At 67.7% G+C, this 16,227-nt stretch carries 17 protein-coding genes; 12 read left to right on the top strand and 5 right to left on the bottom strand.

Going from position 1 to position 16,227, the window contains the following annotated elements:
• Nucleotides 1-132 (top strand): ACT domain-containing protein (locus ACFFCN_RS16080; protein ID WP_375493258.1); only part of this gene is annotated, 132 nt, incomplete at its 5' end.
• Nucleotides 133-323: 191 nt separating this feature from the next.
• Here ACFFCN_RS16080 and ACFFCN_RS16075 read toward each other — a convergent pair.
• Nucleotides 324-1,076, bottom strand: a complete 753-nt coding sequence (locus ACFFCN_RS16075; RefSeq protein WP_375493255.1) for an FKBP-type peptidyl-prolyl cis-trans isomerase — start codon at nucleotides 1,074-1,076, stop codon at nucleotides 324-326.
• A gap of 111 nt (nucleotides 1,077-1,187) precedes the next feature.
• On the opposite strand from ACFFCN_RS16075, the gene ACFFCN_RS16070 reads away from it, so the two are divergent.
• Genes ACFFCN_RS16070 through aspS form a run of 3 tightly spaced genes read left to right on the top strand, consistent with a single transcriptional unit; the run spans nucleotide 1,188 to nucleotide 5,019 of the window.
• A complete protein-coding gene (locus ACFFCN_RS16070) occupies nucleotides 1,188-1,847 on the top strand; it encodes an MBL fold metallo-hydrolase (protein WP_375493256.1) in 660 nt (219 codons plus the stop codon).
• Nucleotides 1,848-1,850: 3 nt separating this feature from the next.
• Nucleotides 1,851-3,200 (top strand): histidine--tRNA ligase, encoded by a 1,350-nt coding sequence (gene hisS / locus ACFFCN_RS16065; RefSeq protein ID WP_375493254.1) that lies wholly within the window; start codon nucleotides 1,851-1,853, stop codon nucleotides 3,198-3,200.
• Nucleotides 3,184-5,019 carry an aspartate--tRNA ligase gene (aspS, locus tag ACFFCN_RS16060; RefSeq protein ID WP_375493252.1) on the top strand — a complete coding sequence of 612 codons (1,836 nt, stop codon included), beginning with the start codon at nucleotides 3,184-3,186 and terminating at the stop codon, nucleotides 5,017-5,019. The genes hisS and aspS overlap by 17 nt, the downstream gene beginning before the upstream one ends.
• A 14-nt stretch (nucleotides 5,020-5,033) precedes the next feature.
• Here aspS and ACFFCN_RS16055 read toward each other — a convergent pair whose 3' ends face one another.
• The 3 genes from ACFFCN_RS16055 to ACFFCN_RS16045 form a co-directional block, all read right to left on the bottom strand.
• Nucleotides 5,034-6,524 (bottom strand): flavin monoamine oxidase family protein, encoded by a 1,491-nt coding sequence (locus tag ACFFCN_RS16055; protein ID WP_375493251.1) that lies wholly within the window; start codon nucleotides 6,522-6,524, stop codon nucleotides 5,034-5,036.
• 143 nt (nucleotides 6,525-6,667) lie between these two features.
• Nucleotides 6,668-7,615 (bottom strand): SDR family NAD(P)-dependent oxidoreductase, encoded by a 948-nt coding sequence (locus ACFFCN_RS16050; RefSeq protein ID WP_375493249.1) that lies wholly within the window; start codon nucleotides 7,613-7,615, stop codon nucleotides 6,668-6,670.
• The gene (locus ACFFCN_RS16045; RefSeq protein ID WP_375493248.1) at nucleotides 7,612-8,061 is read right to left on the bottom strand and encodes a MerR family transcriptional regulator; all 450 of its coding nucleotides are present in this window, start codon (nucleotides 8,059-8,061) and stop codon (nucleotides 7,612-7,614) included. The genes ACFFCN_RS16050 and ACFFCN_RS16045 overlap by 4 nt, the downstream gene beginning before the upstream one ends.
• Nucleotides 8,062-8,151: 90 nt before the next feature.
• Between ACFFCN_RS16045 and ACFFCN_RS16040 the strand changes: the two genes are divergently transcribed.
• A complete protein-coding gene (locus ACFFCN_RS16040) occupies nucleotides 8,152-8,565 on the top strand; it encodes a nitroreductase family deazaflavin-dependent oxidoreductase (RefSeq protein ID WP_375493247.1) in 414 nt (137 codons plus the stop codon).
• Here the strand turns inward: ACFFCN_RS16040 and ACFFCN_RS16035 are convergent.
• The gene (locus ACFFCN_RS16035; protein WP_375493246.1) at nucleotides 8,552-9,049 is read right to left on the bottom strand and encodes a GNAT family N-acetyltransferase; all 498 of its coding nucleotides are present in this window, start codon (nucleotides 9,047-9,049) and stop codon (nucleotides 8,552-8,554) included. The two genes, ACFFCN_RS16040 and ACFFCN_RS16035, sit on opposite strands and share 14 nt — an antisense overlap.
• Nucleotides 9,050-9,282: 233 nt before the next feature.
• On the opposite strand from ACFFCN_RS16035, the gene ACFFCN_RS16030 reads away from it, so the two are divergent.
• The 7 genes from ACFFCN_RS16030 (at nucleotide 9,283) to ACFFCN_RS16000 (ending at nucleotide 16,172) form a co-directional block, all read left to right on the top strand.
• Nucleotides 9,283-9,573, top strand: a complete 291-nt coding sequence (locus ACFFCN_RS16030; RefSeq protein WP_375493244.1) for an antibiotic biosynthesis monooxygenase family protein — start codon at nucleotides 9,283-9,285, stop codon at nucleotides 9,571-9,573.
• An 84-nt stretch (nucleotides 9,574-9,657) separates the two neighbouring features.
• Nucleotides 9,658-10,278, top strand: coding sequence for an alpha/beta hydrolase (locus ACFFCN_RS16025; protein ID WP_375493243.1), 621 nt, complete (start codon nucleotides 9,658-9,660; stop codon nucleotides 10,276-10,278).
• A 10-nt stretch (nucleotides 10,279-10,288) separates the two neighbouring features.
• Nucleotides 10,289-10,762, top strand: coding sequence for an AAA family ATPase (locus ACFFCN_RS16020; protein ID WP_375493241.1), 474 nt, complete (start codon nucleotides 10,289-10,291; stop codon nucleotides 10,760-10,762).
• A 637-nt stretch (nucleotides 10,763-11,399) separates the two neighbouring features.
• On the top strand, nucleotides 11,400-12,332 hold the full coding sequence (locus tag ACFFCN_RS16015) for a hypothetical protein (RefSeq protein ID WP_375493240.1): 933 nt from the start codon (nucleotides 11,400-11,402) through the stop codon (nucleotides 12,330-12,332).
• Nucleotides 12,333-12,963: 631 nt separating this feature from the next.
• Entirely contained in the window at nucleotides 12,964-13,674 is a 711-nt protein-coding gene (locus ACFFCN_RS16010; RefSeq protein ID WP_375493239.1) for a TetR/AcrR family transcriptional regulator, read from the top strand.
• Nucleotides 13,671-15,107: an MFS transporter gene (locus tag ACFFCN_RS16005; protein ID WP_375493237.1), complete on the top strand. Its 1,437-nt coding sequence runs from the start codon at nucleotides 13,671-13,673 to the stop codon at nucleotides 15,105-15,107. Before ACFFCN_RS16010 ends, ACFFCN_RS16005 begins: the two co-directional genes overlap by 4 nt.
• 660 nt (nucleotides 15,108-15,767) lie before the next feature.
• Nucleotides 15,768-16,172 (top strand): hypothetical protein, encoded by a 405-nt coding sequence (locus ACFFCN_RS16000; protein ID WP_375493235.1) that lies wholly within the window; start codon nucleotides 15,768-15,770, stop codon nucleotides 16,170-16,172.
• Nucleotides 16,173-16,227 lie beyond the last annotated feature (55 nt).

Below are 16,227 nucleotides of genomic sequence, written 5' to 3'. Positions count from 1 at the left end.
AACCGCGATCGCGTCGCCACCAGCCGGTTCACCTTCGAGATGGCCGAGGCCAAGCACCTCGACTCCCTGCTGCGCGCGATCCGCACCGTGCAGGGCGTCTACGACGTGTACCGGGTGCACTCCGCCAACTGACGACGGCGCCATCAGCGGCCGCGCCAATACCGGTGATCAACAGTAAATATCGAGCACCAGGGTGCGCAACACCGACTGTTGATCACGAAGACTTCGCGGTCGGACAGCGGCGCCGGACGACCAGCGCCGGGGTGGTTCAGCCGCCGGGGTGGTTCAGCCGCCGGGGTAGTTCAGCCGGCCGCCGGGGCGATTCAGCCGGCCGCCGGCTGCGCCGTCGAGACGTCCGTCAGGTCCACGACGAAGACCAGCGGCGCGTTGGCCGGGATCTTGCCCTGGGCCTGTGCCCCGTAGCCGAGCGCCGCGGGCAGGATCATGATCCGCCGGCCGCCGACGCGCATCGGCGGAACTCCCGTGGTGCCACCGATGCCCTGGGTGAAGCCCTTGACCACACCGCTCAGCGAGAACTGCGCGAGCATGCCGCGCGACCAGGACGAGTCGAACTCGACGCCGTTCTTGTACAGCACGCCGTCGTACTGCACGGTGACGCACGACGTCGGGTTCGCCGGCTTGCCCTTGCCCACGACGAGGTCCTTGTACTCGAGCTTCGTCGGCGGCTTGCTCGACTTCGCCGTGACGCCCGGCTTGCCCTTGAGGTCCGCCGCGCCCTTGACCTTGACGCCGTCGAAGCTCACCGTCGCACCCGTAGCCGCGCCGGCCTTCTGGGTGGGGAACTGCTGCTCGCCGCAGGCCGGAGCCGCCGAGGACGACGCGGACGGCGACGCGCTGGCGCTGGCGCTGGTCGGCTTGGCCGCGGCCTTCGGCTTCGTGTCGTCGTTGTTGAAGGCGATGAGCACGCCTACGACGATGCCGATGATTACTATGGCGCCGACGATCGACGTGATCAGGGTCACGCGCCGCCGGCGGATCTCGCGCTCGCGGCGCCGCTCCAGCTGGCGTTGTAGGCGCCTGCGCTCCGCTTCACGTCGTTGCTTGTTGGTCGGCACGGGCGAAAGTGTACGAAAGCAACTTCGGTGCCCGCACAGACGCACCAGCTCGCCTCGGTAGGCTCGGGCGTCGGTGCCCACAGTCCTCCGACCGGTCAGGAGTCCGCAGCCGTGCTGATCACGGGTTTCCCGTCCGCGGCGACCGACACGAACTGCTGGGTGGTGGCTGCGGGCGACGGCGAGCAATGCGTCGTCATCGACCCCGGGATCGGCGTCACCGGCCAACTCGACGAGGTCATTGCCGAGCACCGCCTGCACCCGGTTGCGGTGATGCTGACGCACGGGCACTTCGACCACACCTTTTCGGTGCTGCCGGTGTGCCAGGCGCGTGACGTGCCCGCGTACATCCATCCCGCTGACCGCAGGCAGCTCGCCGACCCGTGGTCCGGCGTGGGTCTGCCGCGCGGGACGCCGCTCATGGGCTCGCTGACCTTCGCCGAGCCCGACGACGTGCGCGAGCTCGCCTCGCGGCAGACGATCACGCTGGCCGGCCTGGACTTCGCGGTCACGCACGCGCCCGGCCACAGCGCGGGCTCGGTGGTGTTCGGGCTCACCGGCGCCGATGACGCGGTGCTGTTCTCCGGTGATGTCCTGTTCGCCGGCGCCATCGGTCGCGTCGACCTGCCCGGCGGCTCGATGGCGCAGATGACGACGTCGCTGCGCGAGGTCATCCTGCCGCTCGACGACGCCACGACCGTGCACTGCGGGCACGGCCCGTCCACGACGGTCGAGCGCGAACGCGCCACCAACCCGTACCTCGCCGGGTTGTAGACCATGCCTGTCTCGGGATTCCCGGAACTGCTGCCCGCGCAGCGCGCCGTCGAGCTCATCGTGCTCGACCGGCTGCGGCGCGTGTTCGAGCTGCACGGCTTCGCCTCGCTCGAGACGCCGGCCGCGGAGTCGCTGGACCAGTTGCTGCGCAAGGGCGAGATCGACAAGGAGGTCTACGTGCTGCGCCGGCTGCACGCCGACGACGTCGACTCCGATTCCGGGTTGGGCCTGCACTACGACCTCACCGTGCCGTTCGCGCGCTTCGTGCTCGAGCACGCCGGGCACCTCGAGTTCCCGTTCCGTCGCTACCAGATCCAGAAGGTGTGGCGTGGGGAGCGGCCGCAGGAGGGCCGCTACCGCGAGTTCACCCAGGCCGACATCGACGTCGTCGCGCGCGACGACCTGCCGTTCCACCACGACGTCGAGATCGCGCAGGTGATGGCCGAGGCGCTGGGCGCGCTGGACTTCCTGCCGCCGCTGCGGTTGCAGGTCAACAACAGACGGTTGATCGAGGGTTTCTACCGCGGCGTCGGCGCTCCGGACCCGGGCGCCGTCATGCGCGTTATCGACAAGCTGGACAAGGTGCCGGCGGAGGCCGTGGCCGTGCAGTTGGTCGACGACGCAGCACTGGACGAGCGACAGGCCGGGTTGTGCCTGCAGCTGGCCGAGATCACGAGTGACGACTCGTCCTTCGTCGCGCGTGTGCGCGAGCTCGGTGTCGAACACGAGCTGCTCGACCGTGGACTCGACGAGCTGGCCGCGGTGCTCGACGGCTGCTCCGCGATCGACCGCTCGCGGGTCGCCGTCAGCGCCGACCTGCGCATTGCGCGCGGGTTGGACTACTACACCGGCACCGTGTTCGAGACGCGGATGACGGGTTTCGAGTCACTTGGCTCGATCTGCTCGGGCGGGCGATACGACTCGCTGGCCTCGGACGGCCGCACGACCTATCCCGGCGTCGGCATCTCGCTGGGTGTCACGCGGCTGCTGATGCCGCTGTTTCAGCGCGGCGCTCTCACCGCGACGCGTCCGGTGCCGTCGGCGGTGCTCGTCGCGCTGCCGGACGAGGATTCCCGGCCGCGCAGCAACACCATCGCGCAGGCGTTGCGGGCCCGCAACATCGCGGCTGAGGTCGCGGTGTCGGCGCAGAAATACGGCAAGCAGATTCGCTACGCGCAGCGGCGCGGCATCCCCTACGTCTGGTTCCCGGGCGTTGCCGACGGCGACGGCGACAACGTGCGCGACATCCGCAGCGGCGAGCAGGCCGAAGCCGACGTCGCGTCCTGGACCCCGCCCCACGGCGACCTGACTCCGCAAGTGATCACGAAGGAAGACAATGCTCAGAACTCATGACGCGGGCACCCTGCGCGCGTCGGACGCCGGCACCACCGTCACGCTGGCCGGCTGGGTCGCCACCCGCCGCGACCACGGGGGCGTGACATTCATCGATCTGCGCGACCGCAGCGGCTGGGTGCAGGTCGTGCTGCGTGACACGCAGGTCGCGCACGACCTGCGCAACGAATGGGTCGTCGCCGTTACCGGCGAGGTGCGCCTGCGCGAGCCGCACAACGTCAATCCGCACATCGAGACCGGCGAGGTCGAGGTCGTCGCCGCCTCGATGGACGTGCTCAACGAGGCCGCACCGCTGCCCTTCCAGCTCGACGAGCACGCCGAGGTGGGCGAGGAGGCGCGGCTGCGCTACCGCTACCTCGACCTGCGCCGCAGCGGGCCGGCCGCGGCGATGCAGCTGCGCAGTGACGTGAACCGGGCCGCGCGCAATGCGCTGCTCGACCGCGGGTTCGTTGAAGTCGAGACGCCCACACTCACCCGCTCGACGCCCGAGGGCGCGCGTGACTTCCTGGTGCCGGCCCGCCTGCGGCCGGGCAGCTGGTACGCGCTGCCGCAGTCGCCGCAGCTGTTCAAGCAGCTGCTGATGGTCGGCGGCATCGAGCGGTACTTCCAGATCGCGCGCTGTTACCGCGACGAGGACTTCCGCGCCGACCGGCAGCCGGAGTTCACCCAGCTCGACATCGAGATGAGCTTCGTCGACCAGGACGACGTCATCGCCCTTGCCGAGGCGGTGCTCGTCGCGCTGTGGCGCCTGATCGGGTACGACGTCGCGACGCCGATCGAGCGGATGACCTACGCGGACGCAATGCGCCGCTACGGCACGGACAAGCCGGACCTGCGCCTGGACCTCGAACTCGTCGAGTGCACCGACTTCTTCACCGACACGCCGTTCCGCGTGTTCCAGGCGCCCTACGTCGGCGCCGTCGTGATGACCGGCGGCGCGTCGCAGCCGCGCCGGACCCTCGACGGCTGGCAGGAGTTCGCGAAACAACGCGGCCACCGGGGGCTGGCGTACGTCCTGGTCGGGGAGGGCGGCGAGCTCACCGGACCGGTCGCGAAGAACCTGTCCGACGCGGAGCGGGACGGGCTCGTCGAGCACGTCGGGGCCGCGCCCGGCGATTGCATCTTCTTCGCCGCGGGCACGCCGGCCGCCGCGCGCTCGCTGCTCGGCGCCACCCGGCTCGAGATCGGGCACCGACTCGGCGCGATCGACGAATCGGCGTGGAGCTTCGTCTGGATCGTCGATGCGCCGCTGTTCGAGCCGGCGAGTCAGGCCGTGGCCGCCGGTGACGTCGCCGTCGGCGCGGGGGAGTGGACCGCCGTGCACCACGCGTTCACCTCGCCCAAGCCCGAGTCGATGGACACCTTCGACACCGATCCGGGTTCGGCGTTGGCCTACGCCTACGACATCGTCTGCAACGGCAACGAGATCGGCGGCGGCTCGATCCGTATCCACCGCCGGGACGTGCAGGAGCGGGTGTTCAAGGTGATGGGGCTGTCGGAGGAGGAGGCGCGCGCGAAGTTCGGCTTCCTGCTCGACGCGTTCAGCTACGGCGCGCCACCGCACGGCGGGATCGCCTTCGGCTGGGACCGAATCGTTGCGCTGCTCACCGGCAGCGACTCGATCCGCGACGTGATCGCGTTCCCGAAATCCGGCGGCGGTTATGACCCGCTGACCGCAGCGCCCGCGCCGATCACCGCAGCGCAGCGTAAGGAAGCGGGTGTCGACGCCAAGCCCGAGGGGTCAGACGCGGAGTCGGTGCAGACCGGCGCGGTGCAGCCGCCGTCTGCGCAGTCGCGCGCCGCTCAGCCGGACACCTGAGCGGCCGGTCGCGGTTACAGCGCGGTGGTGACCTCTTGGGCGACCCGCTCGCCGGAGCGCACTGCGCCGTCCATGTAGCCGGTCCAGTACGTCGAGGTCTCCGTCCCCGCCCAGTGGATGCGTCCGACGGGCGTGCGGATCACCGAGCCGTACCGGGTGATCGTCCCGGAGGCGATGTTGACGGTGGGCCCGCCGCGGCTCCAGCGTTCGCCCGCCCAGTCCATCTCGAAGTACTCGCTCGGTGTCAGGAAGCGGTCGTCCTGGAACAGTCGCGCGTACTGGGCCAGCACGGCCTTGCGCCGGTCGGCGGCCGAGCGCGCGCTCCAGGTCACGTTCTGCACGCCGCCGACGAAGCCCGCCAGCACGCCGGGACTGCCGTCGGGCGGTGAGTTGTCGAAGGAGTACCCGACGGGTCCCCCGGTGGTGAGGAACTGGCCGGTCAGCCCCTCGGTGCGCCAGAAGGGTGTCGGGTACACCGCCTCGACCTTGCGCAGGCTGCCCATCGGCAACCGCTGCAGCAGTTGGTCGCGGTCGGTCGGCAGCAACGGTTCGAAGACGATCGCCGACGCCAACGGGGGAGGGATCGCCACCACCACCCGCTTCGCGTTCACCACCCCGGTGTCGCAGAGCACGGTGACGCCGCTGCTCGATTGACTGATCGCGCGGACCGGTGAGTTGAGCCGCACCCGGCTGCCGAGCGCCGCGGCCACGCGCTGCGAGACCACCTGCGAGCCGCCGATGAGCCGGCTCTGCTGCGCGCCGTTGCGCACGTTGAACAGCCGTTCCAGGGTGCCCTTGTTCGACTCGTCGCCGGCGGCCGCGACATAGGCCAGCACGGACAGGAACGACACGTCCTGCGGCTCGGCGCCGAGCAGTGCTTCGACGAACGGCGCGAGCAGCTCGAGGATGCCGTTCTGGTTCACCGAGTTCTCGCGCACCCAGGTCGCGAGCGTCTTCTCGTCATAGCTTGCCGCGTTCGGTGTCTTCCACGGCTCGCTGACCGGGACCTGCGACGCGAGCAGATCGATCTGCTCGGTGAGCTTGGTGATGTCGGCGATCAGTGTGGGGTCCGGCGGTGCCGTGCCGAGCGGCGTGGTGTCGCTGTAGAGCAGCCGGACTCCGTCGCTCCCTTCGTAGACGTCGTTTCCGGTGTCGTAGGCGTCGAAGGTGCCGACGCCGACCTCCTTCGCGAGCGCGACGATGCGATCCTGCGTGGGCCCGACGAACTCGCCGCCCGCCTCGGCGACCTTGCCGCTGCCGATCGGATGGTTGAGCGTGCGGCCGCCCACACGATCTCGGGCCTCGAGCACGACCACCGAGTGGCCGGCCGCCACCAGACGACGTGCCGCGGTCAGTCCGGCGAGTCCGGCGCCGACGATCACGACGTCCGCACTGGCGGACGTCGATGTCGTGGCCTGGGCCGAAGCGGTTGCCGTCGGCAGGCCGACGGCCGCGGCGACTGAGGCGGAAGCGGTGACGAATGTGCGACGACTGACGGTCCCCATCGGCCGACCCTGGCATGGGCGGCCGGAGTCGGCTACTCGATCTTGTCCGCCGATGGACGACTCGTCCAACTCGCTGGCAACTTACGGCGTACCTCGATCGTCACGAGGTCATCCTCGGCATCGTGACCAACAGGTTTGGCCCGTCAAGCGATCAGCTGCGCAGAAAGGTCCCAGAGTCGTTCGGCCGCGGCAGGGTCGAGGGCGTGTTCGGCGACGCCGGCGGCGTCGATGCCCGCGGCGGAGGGGTCATCGGGATCCGCCTCCTGACAGTTCTCGAAGTAGCGGCCGACAACTCCTGCGAGACCCGGCGATGTCGCGACGTACACGCTGGTCGCTGCACCTTGGGCGATCGACTTGTAGGTGTAACGACCGGAGCTGCGGATCTGCGCGAGAGCGGCCGGGTCGTAGTGCCGGGCCAGGTTCGAGTCGAGGATCGCTCCCGGATGCAGGGCGTTGGCCTCGACGCCGTCATTCGCCCAGCGGCGGGCCGCGTCCACCGCGAAGAGCACGTTGGCGGTCTTGGACTGTGCGTAGGCGAGCGCCGGGTCGTACTCGCGATTGTTGAAGTCGATGTCGTCGAACACGACGGGTGAGTTCAGATGCGCGCGAGAGCTGACGGACACGACGCGCGCGCCGTTCGCGGCGCGTAGCGACGGCAGCAGCGCCGTCGTGAGCCGAAAGTGCCCGAGGTGGTTCGTGGCGAACTGCATCTCGTGGCGTTCGGGGCTCAGGCGCAGCTCCGGTATCGCCATGACGCCGGCGTTGTTGACCAGGATGTGCAGCGGACCGTCGAAGCCGGCCGCGAGCGCGTCGATCGAGGTTCGGTCGACGAGGTCGAGATACGCGACGCGGACGGCGTCATTACCTGTCGTGGCGCGGATGTCGGCGGCGACCCGCTCGGCGGCGACGCGGTTGCGAGCAGCCACGACCGTTTCCGCGCCGGCGGCGGCGAGCACGCGCGCCGTCTCCGCGCCGATGCCGCTGGCGGCGCCCGTGATCAACGCCCGGCGTCCGGTGAGGTCGACGCCGTCGATCACGTCTGCCGCGGTCGAGTGCCAATCGAAGTGCGACGTGGCTCGGGTGGTGGTCACCGGTCGTCCTTCGGATTGACGCGATCGATCAGTGGTCGGATTTCGTCGGCCACTGCTTCGGCCTTGTCGAGATCTCCCACCTCACGCGCGGCCCAGTACTGCACCTTGAGTTCGAGGTACCGACGGCGAACCTCGAGCGCCGCCATCTCGTCGGCGAGCCGGCGCGCGTGGGTCTCGAACAGTTCCCGCTGCTCGCGCGCGGCGTCGTCCCCGCGGCATCGGCCGATGAGATAGCGGCGCATGTCGGCGACCGTCATGCCGACCGCTCGGAGGTTGCCGAGAACGTCGAGCGTCTGGAGGTCGTCCTCGGTGTATCGGCGGTGCCGGCTGGACGGGTCTCGTTCGACTGGTTTGACGAGGCCGATGCGCTCCCAGTACCGCAGCGTGCTCTCCGGCAGGCCGGTCGACGCCGCGGCCTGCGCGATGGTCAACGAGTCAGTGGTCATGGATCGAGTATCGAGAACTTGAACCGCTTCAAGTCAACCGCAGGTGGGCGGCCGCGGATGGAATACGGCGCGACGGGCGTTGGGGCCGACATGGCTGAGACCAACAACTGGAACGACAAGGTGATCGCCGAGTTCCGCGCCAACGGCGGCGAGGTCGGCGGCAACTTCGCCGGTGCTCCGCTGCTCCTGCTGCACAGTAAGGGCGCGAAGAGCGGCGCCGAGCGCACCAACCCGATGATGTACCTGCAGGTCGACGACGGCTGGGCGGTGTTCGCGTCCTACGCCGGCAAGGACGTCAATCCGGCCTGGTACCACAACCTGATGGCGAATCCGGCCGCCACCATTGAGGTCGGCACCGACACCATCGACGTCACTGCACGTGATCTGCCCGCCGACGAACGCGCGCCGATCTGGGCCGAGCAGAAGCGTCGGTACCCGGGCTTCGCCGACTACGAGACGAAGACCTCGCGCACGATCCCGGTGGTGCTGCTCAACCGACGGTGAGGTCTCGCCCGTACCAGTGACCCGATTTGCCGCCGAGGTCGGACGGTGCTGCCGGACCGATGAGCGTGAATCCCGCCTTGGCCAGCACCCGCTGAGACGCGATGTTCTCGTTCGAGGTGGCGGCCATGATCCGACGGCGCCCGTGTTGCCCGGCCGCCAGATCGCACAACTGACGGACTGCCATGGTCGCCAGACCGCGGCCGGCCGACGTCTCGGCAACCCGGTAACCGAGATTTGCCGAGGTGCCGTCCGTGAAATACAGATTGAAGCGCCCGGCGACTGACCCGTCTTCGTTCACAAGGACGTAGTAGGCGTCGCGTCCAGCTTGCTGATCGGCCAGAAGTGCATCGTGCCGTTCGGCGAAATTGTCGTAGTACTCGTCGCCGCGGTCGGAGATGGACGCAGCGAAATAAGCGCGGTTGGTCACTTCGAACGCGAGCACAGCGTCGGCGTGGTCAGCACGTAGCCGCTGCAGCTCGGGCACCGCGCGAGATTATCTAGTTCACGCAGCGCATATCACGGCGGTGACGACCGGGACGTCGCTCATGCATGCGCAACTTCGGCCCGGTGCCGAGCACACCGAGGACTTGACGCCGCACGAACGCGTGCGTGACGCGTTTCGGAACAGCCTCGGATCCGAGGTGTGCGAGCAGCTGATGTGTCCCGCAGGGCCCGCAGGCATCATGACAAGTGACATCACTTCGGGCTGGAGAGCACATGTTTGCGCGTGTCATCACCACTCAGGTCGGCAACGAGGGATTCGACGACCTCATCCGTTCGGCCGATCAAGAACTGCCGGCTGCCCGTCAGCGGCCCGGATTCGCGGGTTATTACTTGCTGACCGACGACAGCACCGGCATGGTCGTCGTCATCTCGTTGTGGCAGACGCGCGAGGACATGGACGCGGTCGCCGAGGGCACGGAGCGCGGCATTCACGACGACGTTCTATCCGGGAACGACAGTGACTCATTGCGGCTCGAGACCTACGAGGTAGCGCTGCACGCCTGATTCAAGCTAGGCGCGGTCGAGGGCGACGACCCGGATGACTCGAGCCGTCTTGTCCCCCCAGGACTTCCAGATTCGTTGCGGGTCGTGACCCGCTCGAAGGCGGCGTCGCACTCGCCATACGTCGTCGACCGGGTCAACGCGGCGATGCACGCCCTTGCGCCGGCTCAGCATCTGTTGCTTGTTGCGCACAGCAACGTCGGTCGACTCGTGCCCACGCTTTTAGAGCACGCTGGGCGGCCTGTCAGCGGCTGCATATTTGTCGACGCCGCATTGGCGGCCGTTGGCGGTGCGACCCCGATCGCGACCGACGCACGCCTCGAGGAGTTGCGGGCGATGGCAGTTGCTGGCCGGCTGCCCCGGTGGACGGAATGGTGGCACCCGGAGGAGGTAGCACGGCTGTTGCCGGACCCGTCGGTCCGTGAGGCCGTCGCGGCGGAACAACCGAGCCTGCCGCTTGCGTTCTACGAGCAGGTGCTGCCGCAGCCGGGCCACCGCGGTCATGCCGTGTTCGGCTATTTGCTGTTCGGGCCGCCGTATGAAGCGCAAGCTGCTGACGCGGTCGAACGCGGCTGGTTGGTCGAACATGAACCCGGCCTGCACCTGCACCACGTCATCGATCCTGACTCCGTCGCGCGTCGACTGGTCGCTATGACCCAGCGTCTACTGCCTAGTTCGGCCTGTTCACCGTCGCGCCTGCATAGCTAAGGTGGCCGCGGTGAGCAGGGTCGTGATGATGTGCGGTCCGGCGGGCGCGGGGAAATCAACTATTGCGAGGCGCCTCGAACGTGCAGGCATGACTCGGTTGTCTCTTGATTCAGAGGCGTGGCGTCGCGGTATCCGGACCATGCCGATCCCGAACCAGTTGCGCGACGAGATCGAGCAGGAACTGCGGGCGCGCCTCGTCGATCTCGTGGCACGCGGGATTGACGTCGTTCTGGACTTCTCGTTCTGGTCGCGCCGCGCCCGGATGGAGTACCGCGACTTGTTGCGTCCGCTCGGCGTTGAGCCCGAGACGATATATCTCGCGACGACCCGCGCCGTCGCGCTCGAACGGGTCTCTGCACGCGAGCGCGGCCACAGCGAGGACTACCCGTTGTCTGCGGAACTCGCCGGGCTCTACTTCGATCACTTTGAGCCGCCGAGCGCGGACGAAGGGCCGCTGACAATCGTCGGTGAACCGGATAGCTAGCCAACCCATCAGCCCGTGCCGGAAAAGGAACGTGGCCGATGGTTGCGGCGCCGCAGTGCTCTCTGAACGGTGCGGCCGGTGCCGGACATTAAAGGGTGACGGCGTGGCGCTGGCCGAGGCCCGGACCCCAGATTTCCCATGAGACCTGTCGTGCCGCTCGCATGCGCAGTCGCGCGTTGCTGTGTGTGCGAACGGTTGGCGCCAAAGTGTGGCCGTGACTGTGGTAATCGCGCCCCGGCCCGGGCGTCGAGATTGCCCTATTCTCTGTATCGGTGGCGACGGGTGATGGCCAGGTAGGTGGCTTTGCGTGAAGCGCCGAACGTCGTCACGACTACGAAGTCAGGGCGGGAGTGACCAATTGCCGGACGTTCCGGAAGGGCCCAGCGTCGAATGGTTGCCCGACGAAGACGGCGTCCCCGGTGTTGCGAGCGCGTCCTCGCCCGCTGGAGGCAGACATCGGCGGGTTGGGACACGTCGTCGCCGCCCGGCATCTGTTCTGGCGCTTTTACTGGTCGGGTTGCTGGCGACGTCGGTGCTCGTTGTCACCAGAAAGGACGGGCCACGCAGGACGCACATCTCGGCGCGCACGCCGGGGACGTTGTCGCCGACAACGTCCGCGACCAGTATGCCGTCCTCGGTGATCAACCGCCGGTTCGTCATGCCACGCCTGCCGGGGTTGGCTCGACACTGGTCACTTTTCGTAGCGATGCCTTCTGGTCTGGTCCGCGTCGCGTTCGCCGCTACGACCACGACGCTGACCCCCATGGTGATCAGGAGCGGCACCCAGTTGGTGGTCTCCGATGGGTTTGCCTACTTGCACTCGGCCCGCACGACGGTGGTTGTTGACCCCTACGGCACGGCGACGGCCGTAGGTGGGTGGTTGGCCGGTAGCTCGCGTCTGTTCCCGGACGAGGACGACCAAGCCGTGTGGGGTATGCGGGGTGACTCCGTAGGTCTCGTTCACGTCGGCACCGACGAGCCCTTCGCCTCCTTCGAGCTGCCGGCAACGACGGTCGTCGGTGACGCGGCGCCGTTGGGCAACGGCGACATTGCGGCGCCGGGCGCCGGCGGCACTTACGACGTCAATAGCTCTCACATCGCGCGTCGCGTCACCGCCGGTCGGCTCATCGCCACTGGCGACACCGTTGCTCTGGCACAACAGTGCGACACGGTGGATGGTTGCTCGCTATTGCGGGTAGGGACCGCGCCGCCGACCCCCGCGCACCGCCTCCCCGGCACCTTCGCATCACTGGCCGGCAGTCGTGCTCAAGGCACCGTGTCCCCGGACGGGCGGGTGGTCGCGATCGACGTGGCTGACGGCGACCGTGCCACGTCCTTACACCTGGTGAACATGAATGATGGCCGAAACGTTGACACCCACCTCGCAACCGCAGCGCCGGTTGACGGCAACGAGGTAGCCGTCTGGTCCCCGGACGGCAGATATCTCTGGACCGTGACCTCCGGCGGCGCGCTCGACGTGGTCGATGCGCGGACCGGCCTGTTGGCCCCCGAGTCCGCCAAGCTGGGTCTGCGCGGACGAGCGGAAGCGCTTGCGTTCGCATTCGGGTAAGGGAGGACGGTCACGTTGAGACGTGTCTTTGCCGACGAGTCGAGCAACCCGGCGACGCGGCCATTGCGCTCGTCGACCCGATGAAGGTCGTCCCGCGAGTCGAAATAGATCTCGGTCCACCGTGTAGCTGCTGCGTGCTCACCTCTCCGACGCGCGTAGCCACGTTTCGTTACCGCAACGCCGAGCATTGCTCCGGCTGTGCTCGAAACGAGGATCGCGGTAGCCACAACAGCAACGCCGGAATTCAGATGAGGAAGCACCAGGCGCACAGAACGACTAGCAGCCCGGGCGGGGTGAGTGTCGCCTGACTCGTGAGGATCAGACGAGACGCGGTCCAGCCTCGGATCAGCTGCAGATACTCCGCGCCACGAGTCAAAGCAGCCATCTGACGTTAGCCGCCTGCGAACTCGACATGTCCGAATGACTGCGTTCTCGTTATGGGATCGACGTGCGGACGTGCTGAGCGATGGTGGCGGGGACGGCCGGCCAGCTCGGTCGAGACCGGCGCGCTCTTCGGGACGCCGCCCGACCGCACCGCGTGTGCCTACAGACGGAGACCCGCCTGGCCCAGTACGAAGCAGTGCGTGCGACTCACTAGCAATTTACGAACATGTTCGTTACGATCGTGTTCGTGATTGCAGAACCGTCGAGTCGGCGCGACCGACCGGCAAAGCCCGCGCTCACTCGTTCGGCGATCGTGTCGACGGCGCAGCGGATCATGGATGCGGACGGTCTGGAGCGGGTGACAATGCGCCGCTTGGCGCACGAGCTCGACACCGGTCCGGCGTCGTTTTACGTGTACTTCGCCAACACAGCGGAGCTGCACGCGGCCATCCTGGACGAGTTGACCGCAACATCGTGGACCGACCCGAAGCCCACGAAGAAGAGCTGGGAACGCTCGCTGCTGCGGATGTTGATCGAGTACACGCAGATGCTCTACGAGTATCCGGCGCTGGCCCGGTCCGCGATGACCCTGCGCCCGAACGGCCCGAACCATCTGCGTCTAGTCGATGCGCTGTTGACCGCGCTGCGGGTCGGCGGCGTGGCGCCCCGAGACGCGGCGTGGGGCGTGGACATCTTGATACAGACCGCAACCGCGACCGCCTGCGAACAATCTGGTCGAGACGAGTCGGCCACCGCGCAGCTGGAGAGCAGCGCGCAACGGGAGGCGCTCGGTGAAGCCGACGATCACACGCATCCCGGCATTGCCTGGGCTCGCGACGAGCTGTTCAGCGGCACAGGGCGGCAGCGGCTCGAATGGGCTTTCCGCACTCAGTTGGCCGGGCTTCGCGACGGCGTCGCCGGCGCAGCACCTGTCAACACGGGGGAGGCGCGGACATGAGCACCGACCAAGCGCAGGCCGCCACCGCGGACGTCCATTCCGCCAAGCTCACGACGCGGCTGCGCGTGATCCTCGCCGTCGTCCTGATAGCCGACGTCCTGGACCTGATGGACTCCACCATCACCAACATCGCCGCCCCGACCATCGTCCGTGAGATCGGCGGCGGACAGGGGCTGGTCAAATGGCTCGGCGCCAGCTACGCACTGGCCATCGGCGTGCTGCTTGTGGTCGGCGGTCGTCTCGGTGACCGATACGGCAAACGCACCATGTTCATCATCGGCATTGCCGGCTTCGGGCTCGCCTCGGTGTGGTGCGGGCTGTCAGCCGACCCCGGCATGCTCGTGGCCGGCCGCCTGGTGCAGGGCGGCTTCGGTGCCGTCCTCATTCCTCAAGGCATCGGGCTGCTGCTCAAGACGTTCTCCCGCGAACAGTTCCCAGCCGCCGTCGCCGCTTTCGGACCCACCCTGGCCGGTTCCGCCGTCCTCGGCCCTATCGTCGCCGGCCTGATCATCAGTGCCAATATCGGTGGGCTGACCTGGCGGCCCATGTTCTTGATCAACATCGTGCTCGCCGCGATTGGCCTGATCGCCGCAATCACGCTGCTCCCACCCGATGACGACAAGCGACCCGAAGCCATCGACATCGCCGGCGCAGTGCTGCTCGGCGCCGCCATGCTCGGGCTGATCTTCGGCCTCATCGAAGGTTCGACCGACGGCTGGCACGCCCTGCCGATGGCCAGCATCGCCGCGGGCATCGTGCTGTTCGTTGCTTTCGCAATCCGTCAGCGCACCGCCGCCAACCCACTGATCCTTCCCACCCTGCTCGCCAACCGTGGGTTCACCTCCGGCTTGCTGCTCGGACTGGCCTACTTCGCCGCCGTCAACGGCTTCGCCTACGTCATCTCGCTGTTCTTCCAGCTGTCGTTGCACCTGAGCCCGGTGAGAGCCTCGCTCGGCCTGTCACCCCTCATGGTCGGCATCATGATCTCGGCATTCATCACTCGGCCGCTGATCCCCAAGCTCGGCCGCACTCTCGTCGTCCTCGGACTCCTCGTGACGCTCATCGGCGTCGCTGCACTGGTGATCACCACTGCAGCCGCATCGAACCATGTCAACGCCTGGACCATGGCCCCGTCGATCGTCGTCCTCGGTCTCGGCATGGGGGCATGTTTCAGCAGCATCTTCGACGTGGCCGTAGGCGATGTCGCTCCGGATGAGGCCGGCAGCGCCAGCGGCTCACTCAGCGCCGTCCAACAACTCGCGGCCGCCATCGGATCGGCGGTTGTCACCACCGTCTTCTTCGACCGTCTCGGCCACGGTGGAGTCGACGCTCTGCGCACCAGCCTGACGGTGGTCGGTGTCATCGTCGTTGCATGCCTCGCCCTGGTCTGGCTGTTACCCCGCAAGGCACCGGACGAAGAACACGCTGGTTAGCCGAACACGGCGAGCGTGGTAGCCGCACGTCCATCGGCAAGGACCGGCCTGCCAAGTTCGTCACGGCACGACAACCGTTCCGCGCGCAAGTGCCGGTTACAACAGCCGCCCGCCGCCGGGTTCTGTCACACTTTCAAATGTGATAAACGTGGGGCCTCTTGAGCTCGTCCTGGTTGTTGCACTACTGGCCGTCCTCGCGGCGGTTGTAGCGGGGCGAAAGGGCAGAGATCGCTTCGCCTTCTTCCTGCTCGGCTTGCTGTTTCCAGGGCTAGGTCTTGTTGCCGCTCTTCTCGTGCGTTCGCACAGGGCCGACCGTCCTCGTTTTCTGGCCTAAGCAACGGTGCGTCCCGCACGAGGAACGGTCCGCGAGTCCCGCACGAGGAACGGTCGGTGCGAACGGCGCAAGCCGTCGTACTGGTCGACCGCATGCGCCCCCTCGTGGCGGAGTTGCTTAGCGTTCCGTTTGCGGTGTCGATGTGGGGCGCGTCTGCCGAGATGGCTGTGAGCGTCGCGCTCGCTTGAGGTGCGACTCGGGTCCGGAACTGTACTTAGAGTGCAAGAAGAATTCTGCGAGATCATGTTCTGTCACCATCCGCTCGTGCGCGGTACGCGACGCACTTCCCGATGCTGCGTGTGGAGCGTCTGTCGCCGGGACACCTGGTGGCCACTGCCGAGGCGGCCGACGGCGCTCACATCGTGGTCTGGCGCTGGTACGACGCCGTCGTTCTCGACGAGGCCAACGGGTTGGTACGGATGTGGGAACCCGCCCACGGCGAGGTGTCAGCGCGCCGGCGTCTAGAGAACTGGCACCCGCAGCCCGGCAGTCGCGCCTATCTCCCTGCGGGTCTGCCAGGTGCTGACTGGTGGGTTGCCGGGCCGACAACACCTACGGGTGAGGGTGCGGTCGAGCTGGGCGACGTCGAGCACCTCTATACGACTAAGGACCTGTTGGGGCAATGTCATCTGATCCAGGCGGCGAACGGCCGGGTCGGTCTGACGCATGCGAACAGCAAGCTCGGGCCGCCGAATCAAGGCGTCAAGACGTGCCCGCAAGCGGATCCCTGAGTTCTAGCGGTCGTTGCATCACCCTCAATTTCGGGGTTGGTGGTTGTGGTGCGGT

It is taken from the genome of uncultured Jatrophihabitans sp., from assembly GCF_964246335.1.
Classification (GTDB): Bacteria; Actinomycetota; Actinomycetes; order Mycobacteriales; family Jatrophihabitantaceae; genus Jatrophihabitans.
This window is presented reverse-complemented; position numbering and strand designations above follow the sequence as displayed.